The sequence below is a fragment of the Salinibaculum rarum genome (genome assembly GCF_030505615.1).
Classification (GTDB): domain Archaea; phylum Halobacteriota; class Halobacteria; order Halobacteriales; family Haloarculaceae; genus Salinibaculum; species Salinibaculum rarum.
Genome location: NZ_CP129992.1, coordinates 1,655,541 through 1,681,919 on the forward strand (window position 1 = coordinate 1,655,541; position 26,379 = coordinate 1,681,919).

The 26,379-nt window shown below is 57.9% G+C and carries 29 protein-coding genes and 1 tRNA gene; 9 read left to right on the top strand and 21 right to left on the bottom strand.

The genetic code is table 11. The annotated features are described in order from the left end of the window. Positions 1-1,056, bottom strand: coding sequence for a saccharopine dehydrogenase family protein (locus QYL91_RS08805; protein WP_302080130.1), 1,056 nt, complete (start codon positions 1,054-1,056; stop codon positions 1-3). A 75-nt stretch (positions 1,057-1,131) separates the two neighbouring features. On the opposite strand from QYL91_RS08805, the gene QYL91_RS08810 reads away from it, so the two are divergent. After that, positions 1,132-1,449: a cupin domain-containing protein gene (locus tag QYL91_RS08810; protein WP_302080131.1), complete on the top strand. Its 318-nt coding sequence runs from the start codon at positions 1,132-1,134 to the stop codon at positions 1,447-1,449. Positions 1,450-1,556: 107 nt separating this feature from the next. On the opposite strand, the gene QYL91_RS08815 is transcribed toward QYL91_RS08810, so the two are convergent. After that, a tRNA-Ser gene (locus QYL91_RS08815) sits at positions 1,557-1,640 on the bottom strand. 135 nt (positions 1,641-1,775) lie between these two features. Between QYL91_RS08815 and QYL91_RS08820 the strand changes: the two genes are divergently transcribed. Beyond that, positions 1,776-2,876, top strand: a complete 1,101-nt coding sequence (locus QYL91_RS08820; RefSeq protein ID WP_302080132.1) for a tyrosine-type recombinase/integrase — start codon at positions 1,776-1,778, stop codon at positions 2,874-2,876. Between the two features lie 108 nt (positions 2,877-2,984). Here QYL91_RS08820 and QYL91_RS08825 read toward each other — a convergent pair whose 3' ends face one another. From QYL91_RS08825 to QYL91_RS08835, 3 genes are all read right to left on the bottom strand, one after another. Next, positions 2,985-3,521 (bottom strand): DUF4352 domain-containing protein, encoded by a 537-nt coding sequence (locus QYL91_RS08825; protein WP_302080133.1) that lies wholly within the window; start codon positions 3,519-3,521, stop codon positions 2,985-2,987. Positions 3,522-3,814: 293 nt separating this feature from the next. Continuing rightward, entirely contained in the window at positions 3,815-4,024 is a 210-nt protein-coding gene (locus QYL91_RS08830; RefSeq protein ID WP_302080134.1) for a YgaP family membrane protein, read from the bottom strand. Positions 4,025-4,112: 88 nt separating this feature from the next. After that, positions 4,113-4,655, bottom strand: coding sequence for a type IV pilin domain-containing protein (locus tag QYL91_RS08835; RefSeq protein ID WP_302080135.1), 543 nt, complete (start codon positions 4,653-4,655; stop codon positions 4,113-4,115). A 453-nt stretch (positions 4,656-5,108) separates the two neighbouring features. On the opposite strand from QYL91_RS08835, the gene QYL91_RS08840 reads away from it, so the two are divergent. Further along, the gene (locus QYL91_RS08840; RefSeq protein ID WP_302080136.1) at positions 5,109-5,585 is read left to right on the top strand and encodes a hypothetical protein; all 477 of its coding nucleotides are present in this window, start codon (positions 5,109-5,111) and stop codon (positions 5,583-5,585) included. Positions 5,586-5,673: 88 nt separating this feature from the next. On the opposite strand, the gene QYL91_RS08845 is transcribed toward QYL91_RS08840, so the two are convergent. The 3 genes from QYL91_RS08845 to tnpC all read right to left on the bottom strand — a co-directional run bounded on the left by QYL91_RS08845 (position 5,674) and on the right by tnpC (position 9,086). Next, positions 5,674-6,348: a hypothetical protein gene (locus QYL91_RS08845; protein ID WP_302080137.1), complete on the bottom strand. Its 675-nt coding sequence runs from the start codon at positions 6,346-6,348 to the stop codon at positions 5,674-5,676. Further along, positions 6,345-7,757 (bottom strand): HNH endonuclease, encoded by a 1,413-nt coding sequence (locus QYL91_RS08850; RefSeq protein ID WP_302080138.1) that lies wholly within the window; start codon positions 7,755-7,757, stop codon positions 6,345-6,347. Before QYL91_RS08850 ends, QYL91_RS08845 begins: the two co-directional genes overlap by 4 nt. A gap of 228 nt (positions 7,758-7,985) precedes the next feature. After that, positions 7,986-9,086: an IS66 family transposase gene (gene tnpC / locus QYL91_RS08855; protein ID WP_302080139.1), complete on the bottom strand. Its 1,101-nt coding sequence runs from the start codon at positions 9,084-9,086 to the stop codon at positions 7,986-7,988. Positions 9,087-9,260: 174 nt separating this feature from the next. On the opposite strand from tnpC, the gene QYL91_RS08860 reads away from it, so the two are divergent. Further along, positions 9,261-11,144 carry a DUF262 domain-containing protein gene (locus QYL91_RS08860; protein ID WP_302080140.1) on the top strand — a complete coding sequence of 628 codons (1,884 nt, stop codon included), beginning with the start codon at positions 9,261-9,263 and terminating at the stop codon, positions 11,142-11,144. Between the two features lie 1,817 nt (positions 11,145-12,961). Here the strand turns inward: QYL91_RS08860 and QYL91_RS08865 are convergent. From QYL91_RS08865 to QYL91_RS08910, 10 genes are all read right to left on the bottom strand, one after another. Beyond that, positions 12,962-13,345, bottom strand: a complete 384-nt coding sequence (locus QYL91_RS08865; RefSeq protein WP_302080141.1) for a hypothetical protein — start codon at positions 13,343-13,345, stop codon at positions 12,962-12,964. A gap of 58 nt (positions 13,346-13,403) precedes the next feature. Further along, positions 13,404-14,507 carry a type I restriction enzyme HsdR N-terminal domain-containing protein gene (locus QYL91_RS08870; protein ID WP_302080142.1) on the bottom strand — a complete coding sequence of 368 codons (1,104 nt, stop codon included), beginning with the start codon at positions 14,505-14,507 and terminating at the stop codon, positions 13,404-13,406. Between the two features lie 66 nt (positions 14,508-14,573). Further along, entirely contained in the window at positions 14,574-14,987 is a 414-nt protein-coding gene (locus tag QYL91_RS08875) for a TRAM domain-containing protein (RefSeq protein WP_302080143.1), read from the bottom strand. Between the two features lie 54 nt (positions 14,988-15,041). Continuing rightward, the gene (locus QYL91_RS08880) at positions 15,042-15,194 is read right to left on the bottom strand and encodes a DUF7837 family putative zinc-binding protein (protein WP_302080144.1); all 153 of its coding nucleotides are present in this window, start codon (positions 15,192-15,194) and stop codon (positions 15,042-15,044) included. 330 nt (positions 15,195-15,524) lie between these two features. Further along, the gene (locus QYL91_RS08885; protein WP_302080145.1) at positions 15,525-15,683 is read right to left on the bottom strand and encodes a hypothetical protein; all 159 of its coding nucleotides are present in this window, start codon (positions 15,681-15,683) and stop codon (positions 15,525-15,527) included. A 369-nt stretch (positions 15,684-16,052) separates the two neighbouring features. Then, on the bottom strand, positions 16,053-16,808 hold the full coding sequence (locus QYL91_RS08890) for a glycosyltransferase family protein (RefSeq protein ID WP_302080146.1): 756 nt from the start codon (positions 16,806-16,808) through the stop codon (positions 16,053-16,055). 81 nt (positions 16,809-16,889) lie between these two features. Then, positions 16,890-17,804: an alpha/beta fold hydrolase gene (locus QYL91_RS08895; RefSeq protein ID WP_302080147.1), complete on the bottom strand. Its 915-nt coding sequence runs from the start codon at positions 17,802-17,804 to the stop codon at positions 16,890-16,892. Further along, a complete protein-coding gene (gene aroC / locus QYL91_RS08900) occupies positions 17,805-19,031 on the bottom strand; it encodes a chorismate synthase (protein ID WP_302080148.1) in 1,227 nt (408 codons plus the stop codon). A gap of 73 nt (positions 19,032-19,104) precedes the next feature. Beyond that, complete coding sequence (aroA, locus tag QYL91_RS08905) at positions 19,105-20,394, bottom strand: 3-phosphoshikimate 1-carboxyvinyltransferase (protein ID WP_302080149.1); 1,290 nt, start codon at positions 20,392-20,394, stop codon at positions 19,105-19,107. Positions 20,395-20,542: 148 nt separating this feature from the next. After that, positions 20,543-21,856 (bottom strand): halocyanin domain-containing protein, encoded by a 1,314-nt coding sequence (locus QYL91_RS08910; protein ID WP_302080150.1) that lies wholly within the window; start codon positions 21,854-21,856, stop codon positions 20,543-20,545. A 123-nt stretch (positions 21,857-21,979) separates the two neighbouring features. Here QYL91_RS08910 and QYL91_RS08915 point away from each other — a divergent pair, with 123 nt between their 5' ends. The 4 genes from QYL91_RS08915 (at position 21,980) to QYL91_RS08930 (ending at position 24,042) form a co-directional block, all read left to right on the top strand. Next, positions 21,980-22,210, top strand: coding sequence for a DUF8106 domain-containing protein (locus tag QYL91_RS08915; protein ID WP_302080151.1), 231 nt, complete (start codon positions 21,980-21,982; stop codon positions 22,208-22,210). Positions 22,211-22,258: 48 nt separating this feature from the next. After that, positions 22,259-23,440 carry a M24 family metallopeptidase gene (locus tag QYL91_RS08920; RefSeq protein ID WP_302080152.1) on the top strand — a complete coding sequence of 394 codons (1,182 nt, stop codon included), beginning with the start codon at positions 22,259-22,261 and terminating at the stop codon, positions 23,438-23,440. Positions 23,441-23,618: 178 nt separating this feature from the next. Next, positions 23,619-23,744 carry a hypothetical protein gene (locus tag QYL91_RS08925; protein WP_302080153.1) on the top strand — a complete coding sequence of 42 codons (126 nt, stop codon included), beginning with the start codon at positions 23,619-23,621 and terminating at the stop codon, positions 23,742-23,744. Positions 23,745-23,832: 88 nt separating this feature from the next. Further along, a complete protein-coding gene (locus tag QYL91_RS08930) occupies positions 23,833-24,042 on the top strand; it encodes a ribbon-helix-helix domain-containing protein (RefSeq protein ID WP_302080154.1) in 210 nt (69 codons plus the stop codon). 5 nt (positions 24,043-24,047) lie between these two features. On the opposite strand, the gene QYL91_RS08935 is transcribed toward QYL91_RS08930, so the two are convergent. Both QYL91_RS08935 and QYL91_RS08940 read right to left on the bottom strand, forming a co-directional pair. After that, the gene (locus QYL91_RS08935) at positions 24,048-24,458 is read right to left on the bottom strand and encodes a JAB/MPN domain protein-containing protein (protein WP_302080155.1); all 411 of its coding nucleotides are present in this window, start codon (positions 24,456-24,458) and stop codon (positions 24,048-24,050) included. Positions 24,459-24,504: 46 nt separating this feature from the next. Further along, positions 24,505-25,197 (bottom strand): hypothetical protein, encoded by a 693-nt coding sequence (locus QYL91_RS08940; protein WP_302080156.1) that lies wholly within the window; start codon positions 25,195-25,197, stop codon positions 24,505-24,507. 102 nt (positions 25,198-25,299) lie between these two features. Here QYL91_RS08940 and QYL91_RS08945 point away from each other — a divergent pair, with 102 nt between their 5' ends. Continuing rightward, positions 25,300-25,986 (top strand): VOC family protein, encoded by a 687-nt coding sequence (locus tag QYL91_RS08945; protein ID WP_302080157.1) that lies wholly within the window; start codon positions 25,300-25,302, stop codon positions 25,984-25,986. A gap of 29 nt (positions 25,987-26,015) precedes the next feature. Here the strand turns inward: QYL91_RS08945 and QYL91_RS08950 are convergent, their stop codons facing one another. Beyond that, positions 26,016-26,318, bottom strand: a complete 303-nt coding sequence (locus QYL91_RS08950; protein WP_302080158.1) for a DUF5779 family protein — start codon at positions 26,316-26,318, stop codon at positions 26,016-26,018. Between the last annotated feature and the right edge of the window lie 61 nt (positions 26,319-26,379).

A 26,379-nucleotide genomic window follows, 5' to 3' on the forward strand; every position in this document is an offset into this window, starting at 1 on the left:
TCAGTCGAGGTCCTCGAACGAACAGCCGTCGATGGCGAGGACGAACTCCGAACCGTACGCCGAGGACGGCGTCTGGTATCCGGGGACGGCGTCGCCAGCGAGGACGCGGTCGAGTATCTCCACGACGGATTCTGCGGTGAATTGGTAGCTTTCGGGTGTCCGGACGCGCGAGCGAACAGTCTCCTCGCCAGTCGTCGCCTCGCCGTAAAACGACGTTGACCCGCTCTCGCGCTCGTTGTCGTCCGGTCCGTCGACGGTCCGTTCGATGCCCCACTGCAGGACTCGCTTGACCGGCTTTGCACTGAGAACGGGACCGAGCAGATCCATCGCACGCATGACCTGCTGGCCGCGCTCGGAGACGGGCACGTACACGCCGATGTTCGGAATCCCCGTACTGTGGTGGGCTGTCGACACGTCGCCCCACGGGAACGCAGCCATCGTCTGTGGCCCTTCTCCAGTGTCTATCGTCCGAGTATGCTCTCCGAAGGGAACCGAGGTGATTCGGCCATTCTCACGGACTGCCGACCCCTCACCGAGTCCTTCGACCATCGTCTTCATCGTCCCCGCTGAGGCCTCCATCCCGCCAACGTCGAAGGCAAGCGTTAGCTCCGTCGCGTCGGGCAGCCGCTCGTGGAGGTGTGCCGCCAGGCAGTCCGAGGGAACGACGTCGAAGCCCGCGCCGGGCAGGAACATGACACCGGCGTCGGCCGCCAGGTCGTCGTACGCTTTGATGGCCTCCAGGACGGGAATCTCGCCGGTGATGTCGAGATAGTGCGTCTCGGTCGCCAGGCAGGCATCGACCATCGGCCGATACGTGTCGACGAACGGGCCGGCACAGTGGGCCACCACGTCCACGTCAGTCAGGTGTGGCGCGACCGGGTCGTCGAGGCTGAAAGCGCGATACTCCAGCCCCAACTCCGCCGCGAGGTTCCGGAGTGGCTGCTCGCGGCGGCCGGCCAGAATCGGTTCGAGACCCGCCTCGACCGCAGTCCGGGCGACCAGCTTGCCGGTGTAGCCGTACGCGCCGTAAATGAGTGCAGTAGTGTCGTCGCTCATACTCTCTCCTGGAGCCGTGGTCGGAAAAGCCGTCCGCGCGAATCTTTTACCGGCTGGCGTCCGAAGCAGAGACCGATGTCACACACCAGTGTCAGCTACGACGACGTCGAACCGCGCGCCCCCGGGATGCATTTCCTCCGTGACGCGCTCGACTGTGACCAGCTCGGCTTCACTGTCCTCGATGCCAGTGCCGGCTGGGAAGGCAAAGAACACGACCACGAACACGACGACCAGGAGGAGATCTACTTCCTCGCTGAGGGTGCCGCGACGCTGACAGTCGATGGCGACGACGTACAACTCGACGCGGGCGATGCCGTCCGAGTCCCTGCTGACGCCACCCGAACGCTCTCCTTCGAGGCAGAGAGCCAGATGGTCATCGCCGGCGCGCCGTAGTAAAGCGACAGGACGGATACGACCACGGGCCGTTTCTGCCAGTGGAGATTGGAGCAATTGCGCGAAGCCGAATCCGGCGGACGGGTGCCTCGCTCGTTTTGAAAAGACGGTGGGGCTGGGATTTGAACCCAGGAATCCTCTCGGATACCTGCTCTCAAGGCAGGCGCAATAGGCCGCTCTGCCACCCCACCGAGCAATCTGTGGGCGTCCCCGTTACGTCATGCGATTTCAGCGCCTTCGAGGACGAAACCAATGAAATTGACACGTTCCATTGTGCCTCGATTGAATCGCGCCGAAACCGCTGAAATCGCCGTCATACAGGGACTATGAGTGGAAACAATCCCGAGAAAGTTGAAGGTATCGTTCTTATTCCCGGCCCGTCTCGTGATTACCTCAATGAGCGTCAACGGGTCGCCTACGAGAGCCATCGCCGGAAATTGCTGAAGTGGCTCACGCGACAGGGGAAGAATCCAGACGCGCTCGAAGGCTACGCACACCATACCGCAAAGAACTACGCGAGTATCATCGACAGGTTCCTTCGGGAAGTTTGGAAAGAAGACGGATACACCCTCGACGTGAGCCATGAGGACGCTGAGGAATACCTTCGCTCGTTGCTCTTGGCCGATGACGAGTATTCACACACCCATCTACACAACACGAAACTCGCCCTGCTGGCCTACTTCCGATTCCACGGCGACGAGTGGGAGCCGGACATTACCATCAGTTCGTCGTCCGGAGTCTCGCAACCTCGGGACTTTCTGTCCGACGACGAGCGTACTGCGCTCCGCGAGGCCGCGCTCGAATACGGGACTGTTCCCGCTTATGCCGCACTCGAACCCGAGGAACGAACGAAGTGGAAGCGGTTCCTCGCTCGTCGCTTCGGTAAGCCCACGTCCGAAGTATCACGCGATGATTGGGAGCGTGCGAACGGCTTCAAGTATCCAAGTATCATCCACACCGCACTCGACGCTGGTCTTCGGCCCGTGGAGGTAGGACGCGCCCGAACCTATTGGGTGGACGTAGAAAACGCCACGCTTCGTATCCCCGAAGCGGAGTCCTCGAAGAACGAGGACAATTGGACGGTCAGTTTGCGCCGAGAGACGACCGAATATCTCGCCCGCTGGCTCGAAGAGCGTGGGATGTACGAGAAGTACGAAGACACTGACCGGCTGTGGCTTACGCGACACTCGAACCCCTACAATGCGTCGTCGCTTCGATATGTCCTTGACGCCGTGTGCGACCTTGCCGACATTGAGCGGGATGTAAGTTGGTACGCTTTGCGTCACTCAACTGGCACTTATATGGCCCGAGAAGAGGGGCTTGCCGCCGCACAGTCGCAATTGAGGCACCGGAGTATCGAAACGACCGCCAAGTATGACCAAGCGCCAGTCGAAGACCGACGAGACGCACTCGATAGGATGGGGTGATACGTCCACCTGAACGTTTTATTCCGCTCGTTCGTACCCGCTTGCATGGCCTTCGGCACGACGTAGAACAACCTCTTTCAGAAAGGTGAGCAAGTATTCCGTTCGTGTTCACGAACTGCTTAGGTCAACAAGTCCAATGTCTAAATTCTCGTCCCTACTAATATCGTATGTGTGTTCGGAATCTTCTCTTGTCTCAAGAGTATAACTGGAGGCTTCTGGCGGAGTTGTGTAAAGTAATGTTGCTTCGACTGTTTCCCCAGCGCCAACACTCTCTAAACTCGAAAAATCACTTTGGTTATGAACCGAAACGTCATCACTACTCCCATCAGCAAACAGAGTTACTTCAGGAGCAGTTTGGAGGTATATAAGATTAGCCGACTCATTCATCTCATTCGTTACTTCCAGTTGAACACCAACGTATTGAGTCTCGTCATCTGATTCGAAGGAGACGCCCTCACTTTGTGACGGGAATCGCACCTCACTATATTCTTTGTAGTTCCATTGTGCGGATACATCACTCTCGCCAGAACTTCCATTACCGTCATCAGAGTTTTCGGTACTATCGCCTCCAGTACAGCCAGTAAGACCAAGCGCACTGACCGTCGCTCCGACAGTTGCGAGGTAGCGTCTTCGATTCAGCCCCATTATATTTTGACGGTGAAGTGGCAAGTACTTATATTGTTCTGTCATTCTATATATTGCTAATATCACCGCTCTTGGGTTCTATCAATGCAATATTCTGATAATGTGACCTTCGGGATAGCGAGCCGAGGGAGCGCGGTAAGCGCACGGTGGGCGCAGTCGTCGCAAAGCAAGTGGTTTTGCCACGTCCTGCGGAAACCTCTCTAACGCTTTGTGCGGGTTCGAGAGCGAGGCCATGCGCCCTCTATCTTAGGATAGAACCCGCTGACAGGTGTTTGGCTGGCTCTGCTCGGCGTCTACTCGTCGGTCGTGTCGATACCGAGTTTTTCGTTCATGCCACAGAAACACGTCGTAGCGTTGTACCCGAATCCGAGCGCCCCAACGAGAGCCAACAGGCCGGTCTTTCGCTTACCCTTCTTCAGCGTACTAATCGCCACGACAGTCAGTACAGCGGCAAGCACTGCGCGGACGAGTCGGTCGCGGCCACCAACATTCTTTTCGACCATAGCGGACTAATGAAACGCGTCGGACTTGTATCTTCCCTCACTGAACAGTCGGTATCGACCATACAACCAGACTGGAATCTATTATTGCCTACGTCACCGCCAATGTTTGCTCAATCACGACCGAGTTCGTCGGCGTGTGAACGACGCGAACAGTAATACTCTCGCCAATATTGAGTTCACATTCGGAACTGGCTAATCGGAAGGTGGCGGTTTCTCCCGCTGTCCACTCCCCGCCAGCCTCGCCAATTGGCCCACTTACTGAATTATATGAGTTGTCGAAAATATCGTCGCCACGAACGTACTCGCTCGTCGGTACGGGGTCGCCGCCACTTGCTGGTAAGTTCACTAACCGACCGGATTTCCCACAGGCGTCCTGTGCATTGACGGCAATTTCGAGGTTAGAAGCGGATAGCGTGTCACCTGCGATATGAGTTATATTCACTTTTCCACCATTGTTCCCGTCTTGTGTCACAAGTTCACCGCTTGATTGACCAACGATTGGGCCGGGTTGATTGGCGTCGTCGGTAAACCCGAGTGCAAACACCGAGATTACAGAAGCGAGTATCACTACGATAGCGACGATTAGAATGTTCGCTATAACCGGTGAAACAGCGCGTGACGACGAACTCACTATATTTTCTTGTTTAATACCTTGATACTAATTCGTTCGGATTGACTGTGAACTCAACGCGGCGGAACTCGAACCCGACGACAAAGAGTAACGCCGGTCGGCTATTCGTTCCCGATTCAGCCATGAGCGGGTGTATTGACGACTCTACCTGACTTTCGGAGATAGCCGTACCGCCAGCAAGCCGAGAGCGCGCCATGAGCGGTCGTGAGCGCGTTCGTCGTCGGAACAAGTGGTATATGCCGTCCATTGTGACGTTCGTTCTGCGGCTCTGTGCGGCAGTGTGAGCGGTCGCTAATTCTCCTGACGCATTGTCTATAGAGTTATAATTCCCCACAATTATAATCCTACAGCCCCTATTATATTGTACGGAGTCACTGTCTCTTCGGGGTAATCTCGCTTCGAGAAAGCCCGGCGCTTGGGACGCCGGACAGTGGCCTTCGTGAGAGAAGACCAATGCAAACTACGTCTGCCGAGAGGCATGAGAGTACCGACCTCGAACAACGCGATGTACGCGCCCTGACAGAGTATATGACGACGCTTCCGCTTGGGGGCGACGTGTACTCGGTGACGACGCAAAGCGGGTCAGAGTACCGTGTGGACGCTCGTGAAGGCCGGTGTACGTGTCCTGACCACCAGTACCGGGAAGTCGAGTGCAAACACATCCGCCGCACTCGCTTCGCCACTGGTCAGCGGGCTATCCCTGCGTGGGTGGACGCCGACGAGGTAGACGCCCAACTCGGAGAACACGTCGATGGAACTCCGAAGGTCGCCGCGACCGACGGTGGTGTCACCCTCGACTCGTTCGGTGCTGACGGCGACCACGACGACGACCGTCCCGAGGATTGCGACTGTGAGGAACTTTCCGGGGACTTCCCTTGTTGGCCCTGTGTGCGGGATGGTCGCCGGGAATTACCGGAAAGCGACCAATGAGCCGACCATCTCTGACGTCCAATGGTGTCTGAATAGGCCATATTTACGACCGGTGTAACGATGGTATCCGAACAGACTACGAGACTATCTATAATTTCGCTGTTATAACATCATTCACCTTTTTCAGAATCAGGTATGGATAGCGTAGCCAGTGGTTCGAGTCATGGGAGGTCACCTCGTGTCCCCGACTCTCCAATTCATCCGTTAAACCGTATAAATGGGACTGACCACAAAGCACAATCGCCTCATCATAATTCTCCCTATCAGCAATCCTGACAATTTCATTTGCCATATATTGATTGCGTTTACCCCCGGCAAAGCGGATACCCACATTGTCCACCAATCCTGTGTATAAGAGAGGGATTGTTGAAATGTACAAGACTAATACTAACCTATTCACTCCTATTATTGCAACAGGTATCAAAAGGAGCAGAATCAAACCAATCACCTGCTTCAATCGCTCGGGAACCATCTGATACATCGTCGGAATGTCAGCGTCAATCTGGTCATTATATTCAATGTCTGCATTCTCTGCTTCTTCTTGCAAATCAACTCCCGATTCAGTCTCTATAGTCGATTGAATCCAGGAACCCAACACATACCCAATAATGAATATAGAATAGCCGATAGTCAAATTTTGAATTTCAATTTCGGGTTTTCTTCCCTCGATTAGAAGACAGTCAAACGACTCCAGTCCATGAGTCAGGATTGCTTCCTTATCCTCTTCAGAGCCATGTACCTCTCCCTGAATTGTGACGTTCATTCATCAAATCCGTAGAGTTGCCGGTGCTTTTCAAGGAATACCTGATGTGGCTGTGCGTCTTCGTTGTCTGGTAGACGTAACGGCTTTCCCTCAAGTTGCTTGAGTTCGTGATACCCATTCTTGTCGGGGGCTTCGGCTACGAGGATTTCGTGGTCGTCGGTAAACGACAACCACCCGGAATCAAACGCCCAATGATGGAACTTGCACAGGGCAATGCCGTTCCGAATGTCGTCACTTCCCCCTTCTGAATGCGGATAGATGTGAGCCGCCTCTACCTCAGAGTTTCCGTCAGGCGACTCACGTTGACTCCCACAGACGGCACAGGTGTTGTTGTACGTATCCCAGACTAATTCTCGGAATGCGCTGTCGCGGGCTTTTCGGCGTGTCTCGACGTACTCTGTGTCGTCTTCGGTTAATTCTGGTTCTGACTCTACTGCTTGTGCCAACTCGGATTTCTCTTCTTCAATTTCTTCCTGTGACGGCTCCTTATCATCAGTTTCAGCGATTAGAGATTCAAGCGACCCATGCTCTTCGCGGATGTTGGATACACGGTCGTCCGCAACACGGGTGAATCCCTGAACTACTTGCCGACCTTCGTATTCGAGTATGTCCCATACTTCCTCAATCGACGGAACGCCATGCGTGAAGTTCTCGACCGTGAAGAGATGGCGACTCTCGGGATTGTTCCATAGCAGTTCCCCAACATCGGGGTTCTCGAATGTGCGACCGACAGTACCACCGGCGAAGAACTCGCCGTCATGGTAGAAGAGAAGACAATCGTCGGGACTCATTCGGTCGATTGCCGATTGTTTCTTGTCACCGTCGGTTTCAGTAGTCCCCCAAATCCGAAGCCGGTCTATTCCCTCTATCTGTGGTGGGACGTCGCCATACTGCTGTAGGTTGTGCGGTTCTTCGACGGAGTTCCTGAACCTCTCACGCCAATCGTCGTTGACCGGTATCAGATATAATCCGGGCGTCTGCTCGGGTGACGACGAACCCTGATGTTCCATATCGAAAACCAGAACTTGCCGACCACCTCGTTCCTCGGGTTGCCACCCGAGTACATCCACTTGTCCCTGATACTCCCACTCTGGTCTATCTGTTTCGGCGTAGAAGAAGTAGACCGGAAAGTCAGAAGACACAGCGTCAATGAGTGCGGAGTTCCCGGGCGAATCCTCACTTTGGTCGCCTTCGAGACCTTCACCGATATACTCGAACCGTCCTTGCCTCACAGAGTCGTCATAAGGGCCGTCCTCGTTAGCGAAGACCAAAATATATCGGTTATCCTTGTCGTCTCGACGTGGGTTAATACCGGAGATACGATAGCCAAAACCTGTATCAAACCACTCTTCGATTTCATCTTGGGTGAGACGGTCGCTCACCTGAAGACCGTCAGGTGGCCTGTGCATATCAGATGTTGTCACACACGACTGCCATGACTTTTCCCCTAAACCACGACGACGTCGAGGAACTGCTGGCCCGGCTCGAAGCATACCGCGAGTCGGTGCCCGACATAAACATTGACGACCTCTCCACTTGACCGACGTCGAGTGAGAGGTTGTCGTTGGGGCAATCTACTGACTTGCTGGCTGGTCGTCTGAAGACTGTTAACCTGACACGATTAAGATATGATATTTCTATACTTTTCGTGCCAGCCGTTTCAATTCCGTATAGGGATTAGCGTCTCGCTGTTTCCATGTCCGAAGTAGCGATAAGAACGTCTCATGTAACCTCATTCCCTTCTCGTTTTTGAGTGTCCTGATGATTCTTCGCATTGCTATTGGCTCACGCAATATAGCCTCTACCGTGTTATTCGTCGGCTTGACCTGTGGATAGACAACGAATGTAAGCCAGTGACCGATACCATTCCCGAGCATAGTCAGTACGTCTTCGGCGTCTTCAGATTCGACCTCTGTTTCTGCAATCCGTCGCAGTTCCTCACGTGATTCTCGTTGGACAATTATTCGCTGAACAGGAGACGGGTCAGTGTTCACGAACTCTTTTAGCCCGTCAAAAATCTCGAAAAGTCGATTGTAAATCTCCCATGCTTCTGCGTCATCGTCAGAAAGACTATCGGTACCACGTAGCAGATGTGTCCAACACCGTTGTAGGTGTGAGTGGTACGCAGAATATGAGCGGTGGCCGTCACAGACAATAATTCCAGTGAACTCTTCGCCAAGGACATCTTCTAAAACTTCACTCCCTCGACTGTCACGGAAAACATAGAGCGTTTCATCACCTGTCGTGAACGCCCATATCCAACTCTTTGACCCATCAACCAAGTGTGGCGTTTCGTCTGCGTAGAGAACTTCTGCTGATTGTATCCGTTCATGAAGAGCCTCATATTCAGAACGAGCGGTACGTTCCATACGCTCGCAGGCATTGAGAACTGTTGTTCGGTGAATATCACATGAATAGAGTTGTTGAATCAGATTTGCGAGTTTCTTATAGGGTATCCTATATTCATAGCGGAAGAGAACTATTTGGGCGAGTAGATTCGTTCCATAGCCGCCTTCTGTTGGACAATTCGGCTGATGGGCAATTACAGAGTCGTTGCAATTCTCGCATTCATAGTGGTGTCGAAGGTATCGAATATTCTCCGGTTGTTCTACTTCGTTTACAGGAATTACGACGCTCACATTGTCCAGCACACATCCACAACGGTCACACCTATCTTGCGTGACCCGAATCTGATTTTCGTTTCTTGGGCCTACTGAACCGTGGCTATTCGAGTCCATATGTGAACATCGGTGCAACTCTCAATAATTATGGGCCAGTGTCAGTAGAGAACGGTATCTCATTGACCGCCGACGAGCGCGAGGTTGTCGAAGAGTACCTATCGGTGTTCTAACGTCGAAGGTGAGGGCATAAGTCGAATAACCTTGATAATGTAGCCCTACGCTGTTCTCAATATGCCTGATACTGTCGAAGATATGCTTCCTGACCTGAACAGTCGTATCTTCCTTCCCGGTCTACAGCGCGAGTTCGTTTGGAACCCCTCGCAGATTGAGATGTTGTTCGACTCGCTCATGCGGGATTACCCCATTGGCGTGTTAATCAAGTGGAACGTCCGCCGAGCGCGAGAGGATTACTACGCCTACGAGTTCATTCAAAATTACATCGCTGATTCGGGCCGTGTGCCGCAAGCACTGAAGGACGAAGGGTACATCCGAAACAACGACCGGGCCGAAGACGCCAACGACGCTGACGCTCTCATTATCGACGGCCAGCAACGATTGAACTCTCTCTTTATCGGCCTCTTCGGTAGTATCGTCACCTACACTGGTGGAACAGGGAACACCAGAGACGAAGCGCAGTATTGGGACGAAAAAGAACTCTGTGTGAACCTTCTCGCCCATCCTGAACACGACGACAACGAGTTTGTTGGAAACTTCGAGTTCGAGTTCAAACAAACTGACAAACTTAGCGACAACGATAGATTTGGATACGAACGCTCACAGGGGGTTCACAAGTTCTGGTATCCAATCCCGAATCTGATTGCTGACGACGGCATGGTACGTCGTCAACAGAATAGCCGTGACCATGCACGAGAAGAAGTAGATAGCGCCAGTATCGACGTAGACGCCTCAACGCGTGAAAAATTCCGACAAGCGACGCTTCTCGTTATTGATTCATTCTATCAGAATGTCCTTAACGCAGAACTCAGCACGACCGAGGTGAAGCACAAGACAGAGGATATTAAGGAAATATTCCAACGAATCAACATCCAAGGCTCTGAGCCTCGTCCCTACCAATTAATGCTATCTCGGCTTATGAGTACATGGCCCTACGTTTCTGATGGGGCGTTCAACCCCCGTGATAAGGTCGAACAGTGGTCGGAACAGTTCAAGCATGATTATCCTGAGTATGAAACCGAGATTGACCGGGATATGTTCATGCGCTATTCTTACTATCTTATTGACGGCGACCTCGCGGGAAAGAGTTCTGTCAACGACCTTTCCGAACAGGATATAGAGGAAATGCGAAAGAAGTGGATTGGAAGTCCAGAGAGCGTCACAACGGCTAATTTCGAGTGGTTTACTACGGGCTTACGTCGGGCTTTCGAGACATTGACCGGAATCGGATTCTCGAATCGAACGATGGACTCTGTACCCTACGTAACGCTACTGGCGAAGTTCTTTTACGAGAATCCGGCGGCAGATGAACACGACCCCGAGTTGCGGAATGATGTGTTCAAATTCTTCTCGCTGTTGCTCCTGCTGAATGAGTCCCACGGACTGCTTCGACGGACGAAAGCCCGGAACATGATTCCCGTTCTCGCTGAAAACCGTGGTGAGTACGATTTGTTCCCTGCGTTGGACTTGTTCAGTACCCTCAATGTCAGTCCGGCGAGCGAGGATATTCAGCGAGTAGTCAATAACGCCCGGTACAACCCCAATGCGCCGGGTACCGTGACGTTCACCAGTGGAAACGTCGCCGCCGTCCTCGGTCTGATTGACGACGTATTCGAGCAAGAGGATATTTCGGACTACGACGTTGACCACATCTTCCCTGCCTCGCGCGACGACGAGGTTGCTGAAGCCGTCGGTGAAGATGTTGACATTCACCGAATTGGTAATCTTCAACTACTTGACTCGGTTGTGAACCGCCGACAGAAAGGGACGAAAATGCCGAAGAAGTGGATGGACGATGTACTCGGTTCAGCACAGGTAGACCACTACCGAGAAGTGAACTGCTATCCTGATGTTTCGTTAGACCCCGAGAACTACCAAGAGTTCGTAGAACAGCGTGAGCAACTACTGGTAGAGGAACTGAAAACTCGATACGTCACGTAAGCGTGACGCCCCAACGAGAGCCGTATCGCCACGTTCGATGGGCGGACACCTTCGGACACCTAACCGACCGAACTGACCAGCCTGTAGACCGTGACGACCTTCGGACTCACCTCGAACATCGGTGGTTCGCCCCGAACGACCACGAAGCCATAGACACCCTGATAGACGACGCTGTGTCGTCTGGTGTACTCACCGAGAAGGGAGACGGTTCCTTGGGGTACAACGGAGAGTTCGTTACGGTTTCGTTGGATGTGGGTGGTGAAGCACGAATAGATGTTGACTCTCGGTAGCCGGTAAACGAGGTCGTCCGGTGTTCATGGCGAAGGTAGGGGTTCTAACGACGAGGGGATAGTGCGGACTGACGAGGCGTTGGACAGACTTTCCCCCTACAAGGGTTAATAATAGAGATACGTTTCAGAGGAACATTATCCTCTGTTCTCCGCCCCCTCGTTGACGGACACCATTCGGGCTTTTGGAATTGCGTGTCTTCCTACCTCAAGCAGTATGGATTCAGGATGGAGTATGTCACCATTTAGTTTTGTATCCTGATTCGATTCATCGTCCGGCCTTGAATCGGACTCTGAAACAGAACAGCGGGTGAGTACCATCCGGATGTAGGGGCCTCTCACTTAACAGATTAGCCACCGTAACGGGCTATCGCCGCGTTGCCCTGTATGGTGAGAGAGTTTCCTTCTAACCGGCCCCATGACCTTGTAGCCGGTCACTGGTCGCCGCGATAACGGGTATCGGTAGAAACACAAGTGGCTCTTCCGCAACCCGCCCAACCTACCCCGTCGATAGGATTTACCGCGATTTTTTATTTCGTGGGGGCTGTGAGACGCCGAGTTCCAAGTACCGTCCCACAGGTCTTGCTCTTACTATTTGGTACAGGCTAAAATGGCATAAAACCACCGTTAAATCGCTCTATGCGGGCATGGAGCGGTTTGAAGAAGTGGGAAGGGGACGGTACTTGGAACCCATGTAGAACATACTATCGAACAGAAATAATACTGTCGGTAATACTCGGTTCAGGCCGATTTCGAGAGTCTGCTGATAGGGATAATAGCAGAGCGAAAGGGCTGACCACCCAAAATCAGGTCGGTGATGTGGGACTCGTATCCCGGCTTTCTCAAATCGACACCGGGGGTGTTTTCAGAAAACCCCACCGGGGCGTCTCCTTGTTCATTCCCTATATCGGAATGAGAGGGGTCGAAGAGGCTCACACAGTTCACCGGCTATCTCGATACATTCCGATATAGGGGATGGGGCCGAAACGGAGGAAACCGCCTCTTAGAGTCTCTAAAGCCGACTAAGAGCCGGGTGGAGAACTTCGAAAAGAGGGCCTACGGGCCACAGAGGCAGTCTCTCCGGTGGGGCCACCCGACTGGTACACACTCACACAGCACGCACCAGCACGAGCGCATGATACAGTATCACACACCCACCGGGGTACCGGGGGACGACCGTCGGGGTCGCCGGGACTGGCCGGGCTGGTGGGGACGGGAGTCGGGCCGGGACAGCCGGGGGCAGGGGTGGGGGTTCAAGCGATGGCGAAAAATACGAGCGGCGACACTCTCCATAGAGATATGCGTATCAGCGGGAGTGTAACAGTCCGATTTTCATAGCGCTATGAAGCGGAATAGCGGCTCATACGGCTCGCGTATCCGTTCGTGACGGTCGCCTTTGACGGCGTGGGGAATGCGTCGGCGTCGGACTTTGAGGGCGAGAGCAGTGGACTGGTGGCCGAAGACAGGCCAGTGACAGTCGTCGTCGGGGTGCGCTCGTAACGGCGTCGTCGGGGTATGGCTCTTTAGTATTTATGTGGTCGGAGCGGGCGATTCACTGCCGAGGTCGTCAAGTCTGCCGTAGGTCACTTCGTCGGCGTTCTCGTCGGCCAGCCCGTACTCCGCGAGGTACTTCCGAACGGTCGTGGGGCTACAATCGAACTCGTCACGGGCCGCTATCTCGTCCGCTGAAAGGTCTTCCTTGACGTACAGACGGCGCAGTGTCGGTTCGTGTCGCCATGGTCGGAGTATCCCCAAGCGCTCGGCGTGAACTGTCACGCGGCTCTTCGAGACGCCGAGTTCGTAAGCGATAGTTCGGAGCGACAGCCCGCGCTCATGTATCGCCCACTTCAGGAACTCGCGGTTACGGTGTGGTTGCTCGTCCGGTATTTCTTCTTCGGAGAGCCGGAATGGCATGGGCGGAACTACGGATTCGTGCCAGTAATTCGTTTGGTGGCGATGTTTTCGGAATCTGCTACCAGCCGCCTTTTGACTCAATAGCGAGGTTGCATTTGTCTGCCAGTCGTTCGATATGACGCTTCTTGTCCCGCTTATTGAAACTCGTGAACAGATAGTAGCCGTTCGTCAACTCACGATACGTTCTCATATCGCGTTCATCGTCGGGATGAACTGGCTGGTCATTGATTAGGGCGTTTTTATTTCCGGGGACATACGGCAGTGGTTCGATACGGGAAATCAGGTCATGGTTCTGAATAAGATAGTCTACAGCGTCAGCCATTACATCGCTCTGGTTGTCACCATCAAGGACAACGAGAGTACTATTGTCTCCCTGTATTTCGATAACATACTCTCCGTCTACGTCTGAACCCTCCACCTTTCCGGGCGTTTCATCGAGCGAATCAGTGATTTCACGCTCCGACTTCTTCCCGTCGGCGTCAATCTCGGACTCAATATCTGCGACGAGCCGGTCAATCATTTCCTTGGATTGGGTTTCCGCAAGCGAGGTGAGGTTATCCGAGACTTCTTCGGCCAGTACGTCTGAGAGTTTAACTGCCAAATTTTCCTTATTGTCTTTGAGTATTTGCCGGGCTTCACGGAGTTCACTAATTCGTTCAAAGAAATCTTTTGACCTACCCGTCTCAATATCTCCCTTCGTGTAGGCTTTAAGCAGTCTAATACGGTTGGGTAGGTCTTCGAGGGCTACGTCACCGACCTTCTGAACATTCACGTTAGACGCGTCCACACGGCGCTGAAAGAAGCGGTATTGTTTCCCATTCGTCAGAATCCCGTAGTTCACGTTCCGATTCATCATATAGGACGACAACTGTTCTTCGTGGTCGTCGGTCAGGGCTGTGTCCGCGCCTTTGGCTTCAAGAAACGCGACCGGTGTTCCATCGAGAATCAGGGCATAGTCCACCTTGTAGGTCTGTCCGAACGCTTCGACCGAGTATTCGAGTTGCGTATTGGTAGGAATCTCCCAATTTAGCAGTTCGAGAAAACTGATTCCGCTATGGCTCTGTAAGATGGCCGCTTTGGTATTCGCCTCGTCCATTTGCGGTGAAGAATCAAGAACGGCGTCAGATTGTTCGACATACTCCCTAACAGCGTCCCTATTCATCTTGTTCTGTCACGTCACAGCGGCGGCTTATCAAACCCTGCGAACGAATCTCGGGGGAAGAAGAGGTCAGTCGTAGTAACTCACGCGTTCAACAACTTCCGCGAAGGCAACGTTCTCTCGCACATCAGTAATCTCGACAGTGACGCGCTCTCCCTGTTCGGTGTCGGGAACAATGACGACGAATCCACGCTCGACACGCGTGATACCGTCGCCTTGGTCGCCTATGTCTTCTATCTCGACGGTGCGAGTCTCGCCCTCTTCGACCGGTGGCTTCGGCGGGCCACGCTTGCGTTCTGGTTGGGTTTCAGTGTCGCTGGCGTCGTCGGTGGACGGTGAAGGGAGAACAGCCACGCGATACGTCTCACCCTGCTGAATGTCGCCAAGCCGAATCTCTTGCTCGGGAACTTCGAGAACATAGGAATCGTCTCGCTCTTCGACAGTAGCAGAGAACAGACAGCGAAGTTGGTCGGAAATCTCCATTTGTAGACCTTACATCGGATACGCGACGAAGAATACTTGACTTTGCTGTCTCCGCTATTCCGGCGCTACAACGTCCGCACAGTCGGGACACTCCGCCCAAATGCCGGTCTCACCGTCGTCTTTCTCGTACTCGACCAGAAGCCACGCAGTAGGGATAGGCTCGCCGCAATCCGGACAGCGGCCGAGTGACGATTCGTCGGTACTCATGCAAAGGGGTGGAAGAAGCGTGTGACGTGTTCCTTCCAATCGTTGTTTTGGCGTCCCTGAACGTAAGCCTTTGGCGGGTTTGTGGGTCGAACACACCGGATTTCCGCTGAAAACGAGTTGTCTGCCACGGTTAACTCGCCGGTACCTGTAGGTTGAAGGACGATGGGTGTCCGCACAGTTCTCACTCGGCTACTGCCCGGTGGTGGGCCGAAGGTCGTAGTCGAGTGTCGCAACTGCGGAACGAGCGTGTCACCGGGAACCGAGGAATGTCCGGACTGTGGAGAAAGCGAGTTCTGTCGAATTGAGATACCGGAGTAGGTCAGCGTCGAATTACTCGGAGTCGCCGTCTATAAGTTCTTTTTGCGCCCGAATCAGATTGCGTTTCTTTTCGTCTAACTCTTCGTCTTCGTCCATATCCTCTTCGACCATTGCCACAGCGTCGTCGGCGGTTTCGGGTATGCGGACAGGTGGGTTCTTGTCGTCGCTCATGCCCATCTGTTGGTAGCACACCGACAATTATTCTTCGACGTCGGAGACGTTGGTTGCCACCGTCTTCAAGCGCAATAGCAACAGACGGCGAAAGGATTTTAGCGCTGTTATTCGGAAAACGGCGAGAGTATATAAATCAGACCGGAGAATCACCCCTAAATTACGGCTAACGAAATTAAGATAGGAACAATATCGGCCAGACTTATGAACCTATAATTTTATAAGTGCGAATCAACTATACTCGGGGTAGAAGGCGCTTATCGGGTGATTTCATGGGGGAAGACGAATCCTCTCGGATACCTGCTCTCAAGGCAGGCGCAATAGGCCGCTCTGCCACCCCACCGCAGTGGAACCTTTTTCGGCGGTGACCTAAGAACTGTCGGAAGTTCGCGCCACTGCAATCCCGCCGTCCTGTTCTTCGACGTACAGACCCAGGTCGTCGATGACGGTCGCCGTCTCGATGGGAACGTTGCGCTCTGCGCGCAGTCGGGCCCGAATCTGAGCGACTGCGTCGGCGAGGTCCGCACCGGTCTCGACGACGGGAGCCATCGGCAGGAAGTCGACGTCGAGGTCTGCATCCCGCGCGCGAGCGGTCAGCGTCTCGACGGCCGGCGACGCGTAGGCGTTCTCGAAGTCGAAGGTCTCGGACAGGCCGACGTAGTGGACTCGCCCGTCGCTTGCCGGACCGAGCACCACGTCACTGGAGCGAATCTTCATCGCCGCCGACCCAATCTGTTCCCGCCCGAGGAAGGGTGTCGAAGGCGTCACGATGGCGATGCTGTCCTCGTCTTCTTCCTCCAGCAAGTGTGTCGCCGTATTGCCGGCGCGACCGGCGAACGTCTCGCCGACCTGCACCTCGTAGCGGGCCTCGTCGGGTTCTTCGAGCGCGTCGTCGAGTACGGCACGCAGCGACGCTTCGGGGTCGACATCCGCGGGCACCTGGTCTGCGGGCCGGTAGTTCACCAGCAGGTCGCCGGCGCTTGCCTGGATTCCGCGACAGAGGTCCGTGAGCATCGCTTCGTACAGCCGCGTCGCTTCCGCAGCTGTCAGCGGTGTCGACTCCGCAATCTCCGACAGGACGACTCCTTCGACTGGGGGGTCCGCGAGCACGGCGAGTGTGGCCATACCTCCGTTCGGCCCGGTAGCGTCTTGGCCCTTTTCGTTTCCCGATGCGTGATGTTACCGGAGCAACGAGCGGGGGCGCCGTCAGTCGAGGAATGCAGCGGCGTCGCGGGCCGTCGGCACGGGTGCCTCTTCCATCGGGACGTGGCCCACGCCGGGATAGGTTCGCAGTGTCGCGTCGGGAATCTCCTCGGCGAATTGCTCGCCGAGCGACGGCGGGAGCCAGTCGTCTTCTTCGCCCCACTGGACGAGTGTGGGACAGGAAACGGCGGTGGGTTCGAACGGTGCCGGCGTCGCGTTCTGGGCCAGTTTGATGACCGCTCTCCGATTGCCAGTCCGCAAGAGAAGGTCGTGATACCGGCGGACGGTGTCGCGTGTCAGTTTGTCCGTGTCGCCGTAGGCGTCTTTGAGAATCGCTCGCGTCGTCGCCCGCGGCGTGACGTATCGTGGCACCACGTCGAAGCCGGGGGAGACGACCCACTCTGCCTCGGGCGGCAGGAGTTGCTGTCTGCCGGCATCGAGCAAGAGGAGCTTCTGGACCCGCTCTGGATGGGTAACAGCGAAGCGCCAGCCGATAGCTCCGCCCAGTGAGTTGCCCGCGAGTGTCACCTCGTCGAGGCCGAGTGTCTCGCAGAACGCGTCGAGGAAATCGACGTAATACGAGAGGCTGTACTCCCGCTTCTCGTTTGGTCCCGTCAGCCCAAAGCCGGGCAAGTCCAGGCGGACGACCCGCACGTCGTCAAGGGCGTCGACCCAGCCGTCCCAGGTGTGCAGCGAGGAGTAGACGCCGTGGAGTGCAAGCAGCGTCGGCCCGTCGCGGGGTCCCTCGTCGCGGTAGTGGACGCGGGCACCGCCAACGTCGACGAATTCTGACGCGTCGTCGGTGTAGCGCTGCTCCAGACACGACCCCGGAATGTCGGGCTGGAACAGTCCCCACTCGGCGTACTTTTCGCGGGCGATGCCGGCGACGGCCGTCGAGAACTCCAGAGGTGGGTACATCTATTCGTCGATGGTTTCGGCGCGCGTGTCTGCGTCTTCGGGGTCGTTGACGGGGTTTTCGGGGTGATACTCGGTGTCGTACTCGCCGGGCCGGTCGTCGAGTCGGTCGGGGTTGATGCGGCCGCCCAACAGCATGAAATCCAGAATCGTCAGGTTGAGCATCGCTTCCAGGACGGGGACGGCACGCGGCATCAGGACAGGGTCGTGGCGGCCGACGACCTGAATCTCTTTTCGCTCGCCGGTCTCCCAGTCGGCCGTCTCCTGGGTCTTCGGAATCGACGTGGGTGCGTGCCAGGTCACCTCGCCGTAGATTGGCTCTCCAGTGGTGATTCCACCCTGGATGCCGCCGTGGTCGTTGCCGACCGGGACGGGGTCGCCCTCTTCGCTGACTGTCTCCGGGTAGCTCTCGCCGTCGTCGAACTCCCAGTCCTCGTTGCGCTCACTGCCACGCATCGTCTTGGTCGCTTTGCCCTTCCCGAACTCGAAGGCGGAAGTCGCGGGAATCGAGAAGACTGCCTGGCCGAGACGGGACGCAAAGGAGTCAAACCGGGGGGCACCGAGCCCGCGTGGGACGCCGCGACACTCGAAGTAGACGGAGCCGCCGATGGAGTCGCCGGCTTGCTGGTATTCGTCGATTGCCTCACGCATCTCTTCGGCCGTCTCGGGGTCGGCACAGCGGACTTCGTTTTCCTCGGTGTGTTCGAGCATCTCCTCGAAACTCACCTCGGGCGCTTCGATGTCGCCGACCTGGTTGACGTGGGCTTTGACCTGGACGTCGTAGTCGGACTGGTCGAGAATCTCCTTTGCAATCGCGCCGGCAGCGACCCAGTTGACCGTCTCGCGAGCCGAGGAGCGCCCGCCGCCGCCCCAGTTGCGGGTGCCGAACTTTGCGGAGTAGGTGTAGTCGCCGTGGGAGGGACGCGGTGCGGTCACAAAGGGCTCGTACTTGCCCGAGCGGGCGTCCTTGTTCTGGATGACCATCCCGATGGGGGTGCCCGTCGTGTAGCCGTCCTGCATACCCGAGTTAATCGTCACTTCGTCGGGTTCGCCTCGTGAGGTGGTAATCATCGACTGGCCCGGCTTCCGTCGGTCGAGTTCCGCCTGAATGTCCTCTTCGGAGAGTTCGACGCCGGCGGGGACGCCGGAGACGGTACAGCCCATCGCCTCCCCGTGGGACTCACCGTAGGTCGTCACCTGAAAGAGTCTGCCAAAGCGATTCCCGTTCATTGGCAGTTTCTGGGGCGCGCTGGCATTTCAATGTTGAGAAAGGTGGCTGGTCGGGGACTCGGTCGTGTTCGCCCTATTCTCGCTGCACGCTCGCACCCAGTCCCGAAATCACGTCGAAAAAGTCGGGGAAGGATACGTCGACGTGTTCGATACCCCGAATTGTCGTCGTCCCCTCTGCGACCAGTCCGGCGACGGTCAGTGCCATGATAATGCGGTGGTCTGCGCGCCCGTCGACGGTCGCTCCCTGTAGTTCGGTGTCGCCGCCGTGGATGGTCAACGTCTCCTGCTCTTCCTCGACGTTCGCGCCCATCTTCGTCAGCGCCTCGGCCATCGCACTCACGCGGTCTGTCTCCTTGTAGCGGACGTGTTCTGCGTTCGTGATTCTGGTCGTCCCGTCGGCGGCGGCACCCAGCACCGCAATCGTCGGCAGGAGGTCCGGCGTATCCTCGACGCCGACTTCGATACCTTCGAGGGAACTATCCTCGACCGTAATCTCGCCAGCGTCGCGGTCCCAGTCGACGGCGGCACCCATCTCTTCGAGAATGTCGACGATAGCCTGGTCGCCCTGGGCGCTCGGATAGGCCGAGGTGACCGTGACGCTGTCGTCGCCGGCGAGTGCGCCCGCTGCGAGGAGATACGACATCGAAGAGAAGTCGCCGGGGACGTTGTAGCCGTCGCCGGCGTCGTAGGTCTGGTGGCCGGCGACAGAGAAACCGCGTTTCGTCTTCCGGGCCTGGACGCCGAACGCCTCCATCACTTCGAGTGTGATGTCGACGTAGGGGGCGGACTTGAGTTCGGTCTCCAGGGCGATGTCGATGCCGGCGTCGGTGTTCGCGCCGGCCATCAACACGGCGGTGATAAACTGCGAGGAGACGTCGCCAGGAATCGCGGCGGTGCCGCCGACGATGGGGCCGCCGACGACGAGCGGTGCCTGCCCGTTGTCACGCGTACTCTCTGCCCGCGCGCCGAGTTGGTCGAGCGCACGGAGAAGTGCACCCTGTGGGCGCGAGCGAAGCGACTCGTCGCCAGTGAGGACGGTGAGACCGTCGGCGAGTCCGGCGGCCGCCGTCACGATACGCATCGTCGTCCCGCTGTTGGCACAGTCGATGACGTCGTCGGGCACGTCAGGCGTCCCGCCGAAGCCGTCGATTTCCATCGTACCGGCGTCTTCATCGTGGATGACGGTGCCGCCGAAGGCCTCAACAGCGCGTGCGGTCGCGCGGGTGTCTGCGCTCACGAGCGGGTCGTAGACTGTCGCGCCGTCGGCATAGCCCGCGGCGAGAATCGCACGGTGTGTGTAGCTCTTCGAGGGTGGGGCCTGTGCCGCCCCGCTGACTGTCGACCGGGAGATGTCCGCGTCCATACCTGCCCGTGGAACGGGCACAACATGAGGATACCGTCTCTCGGCTCGGTCGCTGCGCTCGACACTCGTTGCACTGGGGAGTGCCACGACAGCACCCATTCTACAGAGAAACCGGAAACTGTCGGCGCCGAGGAACGGCTACGGTCGGTTACGCTGTCCCGACCACGACAACGCCCTTCATTCCGATTGCCTTGTGGGGGACACAGTAGTACCTGCAGATTCCCGCCTCCTCGAAGGTGAACTCGTACGTCGTTCCCCGTTCGCTGACGATTTCGGGGGACTCGAAACGACCGTCCTCGGCGACGACGTTGTGTGCGCCGCCTTCGCCGGTCCACACCCAGACCACCGTCGTTCCGGGGTCGACGCGAACCGCGGCTGGGCCGAACCCGAGACCGTTATCTCCGGCCCCGACTTCGACTGGTACCTCGTCGTACCCCGTCATGTCAGTGACCGAGCCGTCGTAGTTGAGTGCGTTGTCGAGATACCCGCCGAAATCCGGTCCGCTCCCGCCGTTGGAGTCGTAGGTCCCGGCGTACGAATCCGGCCCGTCACCGCCGACGAGAACTGCACCTTTCATCCCGATGCCCTCGTGTGGCACACAGTGGTAGCGGGTCAGGCCAGGGTCCACAAAGGACCTCTCGAAGGTGTGGCCAGACTCACCGACGATGTTGCCGGAGCTGAAACTGTCGTCCTCGGCGACGACGTTGTGTGCGCCACCGTCGCCGAGCCACTCCCAGATGACCGTCGTCCTCGGGTCGACGTGTACAGCGGGCGGGTCGAACGCCAGCCCGGAGTTGCCTGCTCCGACGGTGACGTTCACCTCGTCGTGCCCGCGCGCGTCGACGAATCCGTCGTAGTTGTTCGCATCGCCGAGATACTCCGAGGCGACAGCAGTCGGCTCTGACCGGCCGTCCCTGGTTGGATAGCTGTTCCCGACGACGACCGAGCCCAGCATCCCGCTGGCCTCGTGAGGGACACAGTGGTAGTTGTAGATACCGTCCCTTACGAAGGTGTACTCGAAGGCGCCCGACGCTTTGGGTGTCCCGGTGTCGAAACTGCCGTCTTCGGCGACGATGTTGTGCGCGCCACCCTCGCCGGTCCACTCCCAGATGACCGTCGTCCCCGTGTCGACGTGGATTGCGGCCGGGTCGAAAGCCAGACCGCTGCCGGCACCGACAGCAACCCTCACCTCCGCGCGGCCGCGCATGTCGACCACTGTGCCGTCGTAGTTGTTCGCAGCGTCGAGATGGCCCCCGAAATCCGGCTGTGTCTCCGTCCGGAACTCCGTCGGCGACTCGCTCGCCGTCGGTTCCGCTGTCGCCTCGGAGTCCTCGTCGGAGTCTAAACTGTCGCTGACGTTCGAGAGTGTCTCGTCTTCGACGATACAGCCCGCGAGTCCGACCGTGCCCACCGTGCCGAGTCCGAGTAGATAGTGTCGCCGCGTCGCCTGACGCTCGTCCATATGACGGTGCACCGACACTACGTATATAAGAGTTCACGTCCCGGCAGCGCCTCGCGACTGTGCAGTTGGTGCTCGACCACGAGCGGCGACATGGTTATCCCTGCCTAGTGGCTATCTATAGCAATGACGCCCTCTGACTCCACTCCTGACCGACAGCCGGCCGACAAGGCGATGCTCTACTGTCCGGAGTGCAGTCACGAGAGCACTATCACTGGCGACTGGACGCTCCACGTACTCGCCCATTCGATTACCTACGAGTGTCCAAACTGTGGAACGGTGATTGAGTCCCGCCGGGACGAAACGGTACTGGGTGCAGACGGTGACGAGGTGCCGTACCTCGTGGCCGAACGCTGACGCCGGTTAATGGCGACTCTATTTATCCGTGGCCACACGAGTTCTGGTATGCACCGCGACCTCTCGGCACTCGACGCCGCGCTCGACGAGCAGGGTGTCGACGGCTATCTCATCGACGCCGCGTCCGACGACTCAGACCAGTACTATCTCTCCGGCTTCGACGCTCCCGACCCGTTTTTGACGCTGTACGACGGCGACGTTCGCCTGCTCTTTGCGCGCAGTCTCGAGTACGGCCGGGCCGTCGAGGAGAGCGCGGCGACGACCGTCCAGCGGTACGTCGACTTCGACCACGAAGCGAAAATCGAAGCGTACGGCCACCGCGAGGCCGTCGACCGGGTCCACGCCGACTTTCTCTCGGCCCACGGCGTCGACAGCGTCGCCGTCCCGCCGCGATTCCCGCTTCGGACGGCCGACGGCCTCCGCGAGCAGGGTATCGAGGTGGTCCCCGACGAGGACGGGACGATTACGGAGATTCGCGCCACGAAAACCGACACCGAAGTCGACCACATCCGGACCGCACAGCGGGCAAACGAGGCCGCGATGGAGCGGGCCGAAACGCTCATCGCCTCGGCCGAGATAGACGAGGCGGGTCGTCTCCAGTACGACGGCGACGTACTGACGAGCGAACGGGTCAAGGAAGCCATCGAGGTGACACTGCTCCGACACGGCTGTGCGCTGGACGAGACAATCGTCGCCTGTGGCCGAGACGCGGCCGACCCCCACGACCGGGGGAGTGGCCCGCTCGTCGCCGGCGAACCCATCATCGTCGACATCTTCCCCCGTGACAAAGCCACGAAGTACCACGCCGACATGACGCGCACATTCTGCCGGGGCGAGCCCACCGACACTGTCCGCGAGTGGTACGACCTGACCCAGCGAGCAAAGGAGGCGGCCCTCGAGGCCGTCGAACCGGGTGTGACCGGTGGGGCGGTCCACGACGCGGTCTGTGACGTCTACGAGGACGCCGGATTGCCGACGCTTCGCAGCGACGAACGAACCGAGACCGGCTTCATCCACAGCACCGGTCACGGCGTCGGACTGGACGTCCACGAACTCCCCCGTGTCAGCCCCGGCGGCGAGACACTCCAGCCGGGTCACGTCATCACTATCGAACCCGGTCTGTACGACCCCGAGGTCGGGGGTATCCGAATCGAGGACTTCGTCGTCGTCACCGAGGACGGCTACGAGAACCTCACCGACTACTCCGAGCAACTGGTCGTCGGAGAGTGAGGACAGTTCACACACGCCCCATCATCATGAACATTTATTATGGTCCGCTATAGAGATAGAAGTATGATGGTCGCTGTACGCGCGGTACGCTGTTCACTCTAATTGTCCGGCAGTGTCGTCTTCCGATTGTCCGTCCACCCACCCAAACCCAATGAGCACCCAACCCCACACACCCGAGATGTCACAGACGCGTACAGCGACAACGCAGTTCAGTACACGAGATGCCCCGCAGACGTTCGACCCGTACAACACGAACCCCTGTCCCGAGATGTTCTCGGACAAGTGGTCCGGAACCGAAGAGTAATCGACGTACTTCTCGGCTGTTCTCACCTGCCCGAGCGGCCGCGCCGGGTGACACAACGCATTTCCCCGCCGCTGCCGTCTCCCCGGGCATGACCGAGTACACGACCGTCTCGATACCGAAAGACCTCGGTGACCGCGTCGAAGAGACAATCGAAGGGACGAGTTTCTCCAGTACCAGCGACCTCGTTCGATTCTTGCTCCGGAGTATCGTCATCAAACACCAGCAACAGGGTGAACTGACCGAGGCGGAGTTCGACGAGATTGCCGACCAGCTCAAAGACCTCGGCTATCTCGACTGACCCTCTCAGGGCGTTCGTTCCTCCGGTGGCTCGACGTCGAGGACCGTCAGGTCCTGCTCTGTGCCCGTCCGGTCGAACGCCGCAATGGAGTCTTCGTCCCACGGCGGCACCGCGATGAAAATGACCTCGTGGAAGTCGTCGCGCTTCGTGAGCCGCAGGTCGCCGGTGGGGTGTGAGACGAACCGGCCCTGCGTCTGTCCGGCCGGGGTCCCGAGGTCGACGCCGAAGACAGCGTTGACGGAACTTCCCGCGCTCGGCAGGTAAAAGTGCGTGAAAACGGGGGTCTCCGGGTCCAAGTCTGTCTCCGGGAGTTCCCCGGCCGGTGTGACCGACAGTGAAATCGTCGTCTCGTCTGGCTCGCGTTCCCGGGCGAGGCGAAGCAACGTCTCGACCAGTCCCTGCGTCGCGTACAGCACGCCTTCGACTATGCCGCCAGGTCACTTATCATCACCGTGGCTCGGGTCACATCGGGAGCGAGCGCTTGACGATGTTGAAATAGAGGCTCGGCGTCCGGCCCCGGGACCCGGACAGTGCGTCGTCCAGCGCGCCATCGGCGTCGTTGTGGATACCCTCTCCGTGAGCGACCAACACCCGACTGGGGGCGAGTCGGTTGAGCTTCTTCGGTGGCATGAGTCTGAGCGCCGGGTGGACGCCGAGTCGTTCCCGGCCGGTCAGGAAGTAATCGGCCGTGCCGACCGCCTCGGGGACCACGAGCACGCCGGTGTCCTCGCTGTAGAGGGCGGCTTCGCTCCAGGCGACGTTGTCGAGGACCGGGTGGGCGACGTAGCCGGTATCGGCCAGTTCGCGGTGGAACGATTCGACGGGTGCCGGAATGTCGTTCCTGATGTCGGCCATGAAGTGGGGGACGTAGACCGGCACGTCGTGTCGGGTCGCGATAGCGGCCGCATCGCGCTTGTGCCGGTCCAGCAGGATGACGACGCCAGCGACCTCGCCAAACTCCGCAAAGAGGTCGTCGACACCCTCCGCGTCGACGGGGTCGATGACGTACACGTCGCCGTCGACGGCGAGTGCGTGACTGGCCCGCTGCATCCGCTCGCCGGGGTACGCAATCCAGCCGACGCCACCGGATTCTTCGTCGCCGAACCGGTCTACCTCTTGCCACTCCGTCGCACGGCCGGAGCCTTTCATTGTCATACACATCCTACAACGCGACCACGCAAAAAACGACCCCCCAAACAGGGTGGGGACAGCCGCCCGAAACCAGTTCTTTAGTGCGGGCCCGTCGAACATCCGGATATGCTCACGGGCCTGCGATGGCTGGCACTGGAGGTGAAGTACCTCGACCGCGCACAGTCGTTTTACGAGGCGTTCCTGGAACTGGACGTCCGCGAGTCCGGCGACGGCGAAGTGGCGCTTGCCGCCGGCGAGATAGACCTGATTCTCCGCGCACCCGGGTCGGCACCCCGTGGCGGCCTGCACACCCACTACGCGCTGTCGATTCCGGCAGCCGAGTACGACAGCTGGTACGACCGTCTGGACCAGCGGTTCGACCTGTCGGAACACACCTTCGGTGACAGCCGCTCGCTGTACTTTTACGACACCGAGGGCAACTGCGTGGAACTCGGCGAGTCCGACGCGGCCGGGCCGGGCGTCTCGGGGCTGTTCGAGGTCGTGCTCGAAGTCGAACGGCTGGACCGGGCAGCGCGATTCTACGAACAGCTTGGGTTCGAACCGGTCGACTGGGGCGAGGACCGCGAGCGCGTCCGTATGACTGCCGGCGACTTCGACATCGAACTCTGGGAGCCACACCTCGGTCTCGCCGACGCCCGCGGTGGCGTCCACGTCGACTTCGGCGTCGGGGTCGACGACGCTGCGGCGACGGTCGATGGTGTCCGCGACGACGCGCTGGCCGTCGAGAATATCGAGGATGGGATTCGACTAAAGGATGCCGACGGCCACTCCGTGACGCTGGTCGAGGAGTAGGCACCTTTCGCCTGTACCCGCCGCCTCGCTCACTCCAGTCGGTCGCTGTCGATGTCGACTCCGGGCGGCGTCACGACGAGAAAGCCCCGGAAGTGCATCAGCCCGCCGCCGGCCTGTTTGATGTCGCGGGCGAAGCCGGCCGCGAGTTCGTTCAGGTCGCCCTTGACGTTGAGAACGAGCGTCGCGCCCGCATCGACGGTCGAGACCCACTCCTCGGGGTCGGTCGTCCCGTCGAGAACGCCCAGGACGACGCGGCTGGACCCGCCACCGCCGTCTTCCTCGTCCAGTTCCTCCTCTACGGATTGCAGGTCGAGCCCGTCGAAGTCAGTCATACCCGAAGGTCGGCGCCAGCAGTCAAAAATCCCCCGGCGCCACTCCTGGGTGTCGCGGACC

Bases quoted from the DNA above. Each gene is read 5' to 3' on its own strand.
- QYL91_RS08805 (WP_302080130.1), bottom strand. From the start codon at position 1,056: ATGAGCGACGACACTACTGCACTCATTTACGGCGCGTACGGCTACACC.
- QYL91_RS08810 (WP_302080131.1), top strand. From the start codon at position 1,132: ATGTCACACACCAGTGTCAGCTACGACGACGTCGAACCGCGCGCCCCC.
- QYL91_RS08820 (WP_302080132.1), top strand. From the start codon at position 1,776: ATGAGTGGAAACAATCCCGAGAAAGTTGAAGGTATCGTTCTTATTCCC.
- QYL91_RS08825 (WP_302080133.1), bottom strand. From the start codon at position 3,521: ATGGGGCTGAATCGAAGACGCTACCTCGCAACTGTCGGAGCGACGGTC.
- QYL91_RS08830 (WP_302080134.1), bottom strand. From the start codon at position 4,024: ATGGTCGAAAAGAATGTTGGTGGCCGCGACCGACTCGTCCGCGCAGTG.
- QYL91_RS08840 (WP_302080136.1), top strand. From the start codon at position 5,109: ATGCAAACTACGTCTGCCGAGAGGCATGAGAGTACCGACCTCGAACAA.
- QYL91_RS08845 (WP_302080137.1), bottom strand. From the start codon at position 6,348: ATGAACGTCACAATTCAGGGAGAGGTACATGGCTCTGAAGAGGATAAG.
- QYL91_RS08850 (WP_302080138.1), bottom strand. From the start codon at position 7,757: ATGCACAGGCCACCTGACGGTCTTCAGGTGAGCGACCGTCTCACCCAA.
- tnpC (WP_302080139.1), bottom strand. From the start codon at position 9,086: ATGGACTCGAATAGCCACGGTTCAGTAGGCCCAAGAAACGAAAATCAG.
- QYL91_RS08860 (WP_302080140.1), top strand. From the start codon at position 9,261: ATGCCTGATACTGTCGAAGATATGCTTCCTGACCTGAACAGTCGTATC.
- QYL91_RS08865 (WP_302080141.1), bottom strand. From the start codon at position 13,345: ATGCCATTCCGGCTCTCCGAAGAAGAAATACCGGACGAGCAACCACAC.
- QYL91_RS08870 (WP_302080142.1), bottom strand. From the start codon at position 14,507: ATGAATAGGGACGCTGTTAGGGAGTATGTCGAACAATCTGACGCCGTT.
- QYL91_RS08875 (WP_302080143.1), bottom strand. From the start codon at position 14,987: ATGGAGATTTCCGACCAACTTCGCTGTCTGTTCTCTGCTACTGTCGAA.
- QYL91_RS08880 (WP_302080144.1), bottom strand. From the start codon at position 15,194: ATGAGTACCGACGAATCGTCACTCGGCCGCTGTCCGGATTGCGGCGAG.
- QYL91_RS08885 (WP_302080145.1), bottom strand. From the start codon at position 15,683: ATGAGCGACGACAAGAACCCACCTGTCCGCATACCCGAAACCGCCGAC.
- QYL91_RS08890 (WP_302080146.1), bottom strand. From the start codon at position 16,808: ATGGCCACACTCGCCGTGCTCGCGGACCCCCCAGTCGAAGGAGTCGTC.
- QYL91_RS08895 (WP_302080147.1), bottom strand. From the start codon at position 17,804: ATGTACCCACCTCTGGAGTTCTCGACGGCCGTCGCCGGCATCGCCCGC.
- aroC (WP_302080148.1), bottom strand. From the start codon at position 19,031: ATGAACGGGAATCGCTTTGGCAGACTCTTTCAGGTGACGACCTACGGT.
- aroA (WP_302080149.1), bottom strand. From the start codon at position 20,394: ATGGACGCGGACATCTCCCGGTCGACAGTCAGCGGGGCGGCACAGGCC.
- QYL91_RS08910 (WP_302080150.1), bottom strand. From the start codon at position 21,856: ATGGACGAGCGTCAGGCGACGCGGCGACACTATCTACTCGGACTCGGC.
- QYL91_RS08915 (WP_302080151.1), top strand. From the start codon at position 21,980: ATGACGCCCTCTGACTCCACTCCTGACCGACAGCCGGCCGACAAGGCG.
- QYL91_RS08920 (WP_302080152.1), top strand. From the start codon at position 22,259: ATGCACCGCGACCTCTCGGCACTCGACGCCGCGCTCGACGAGCAGGGT.
- QYL91_RS08925 (WP_302080153.1), top strand. From the start codon at position 23,619: ATGTCACAGACGCGTACAGCGACAACGCAGTTCAGTACACGAGATGCC.
- QYL91_RS08930 (WP_302080154.1), top strand. From the start codon at position 23,833: ATGACCGAGTACACGACCGTCTCGATACCGAAAGACCTCGGTGACCGC.
- QYL91_RS08940 (WP_302080156.1), bottom strand. From the start codon at position 25,197: ATGACAATGAAAGGCTCCGGCCGTGCGACGGAGTGGCAAGAGGTAGAC.
- QYL91_RS08945 (WP_302080157.1), top strand. From the start codon at position 25,300: ATGCTCACGGGCCTGCGATGGCTGGCACTGGAGGTGAAGTACCTCGAC.
- QYL91_RS08950 (WP_302080158.1), bottom strand. From the start codon at position 26,318: ATGACTGACTTCGACGGGCTCGACCTGCAATCCGTAGAGGAGGAACTG.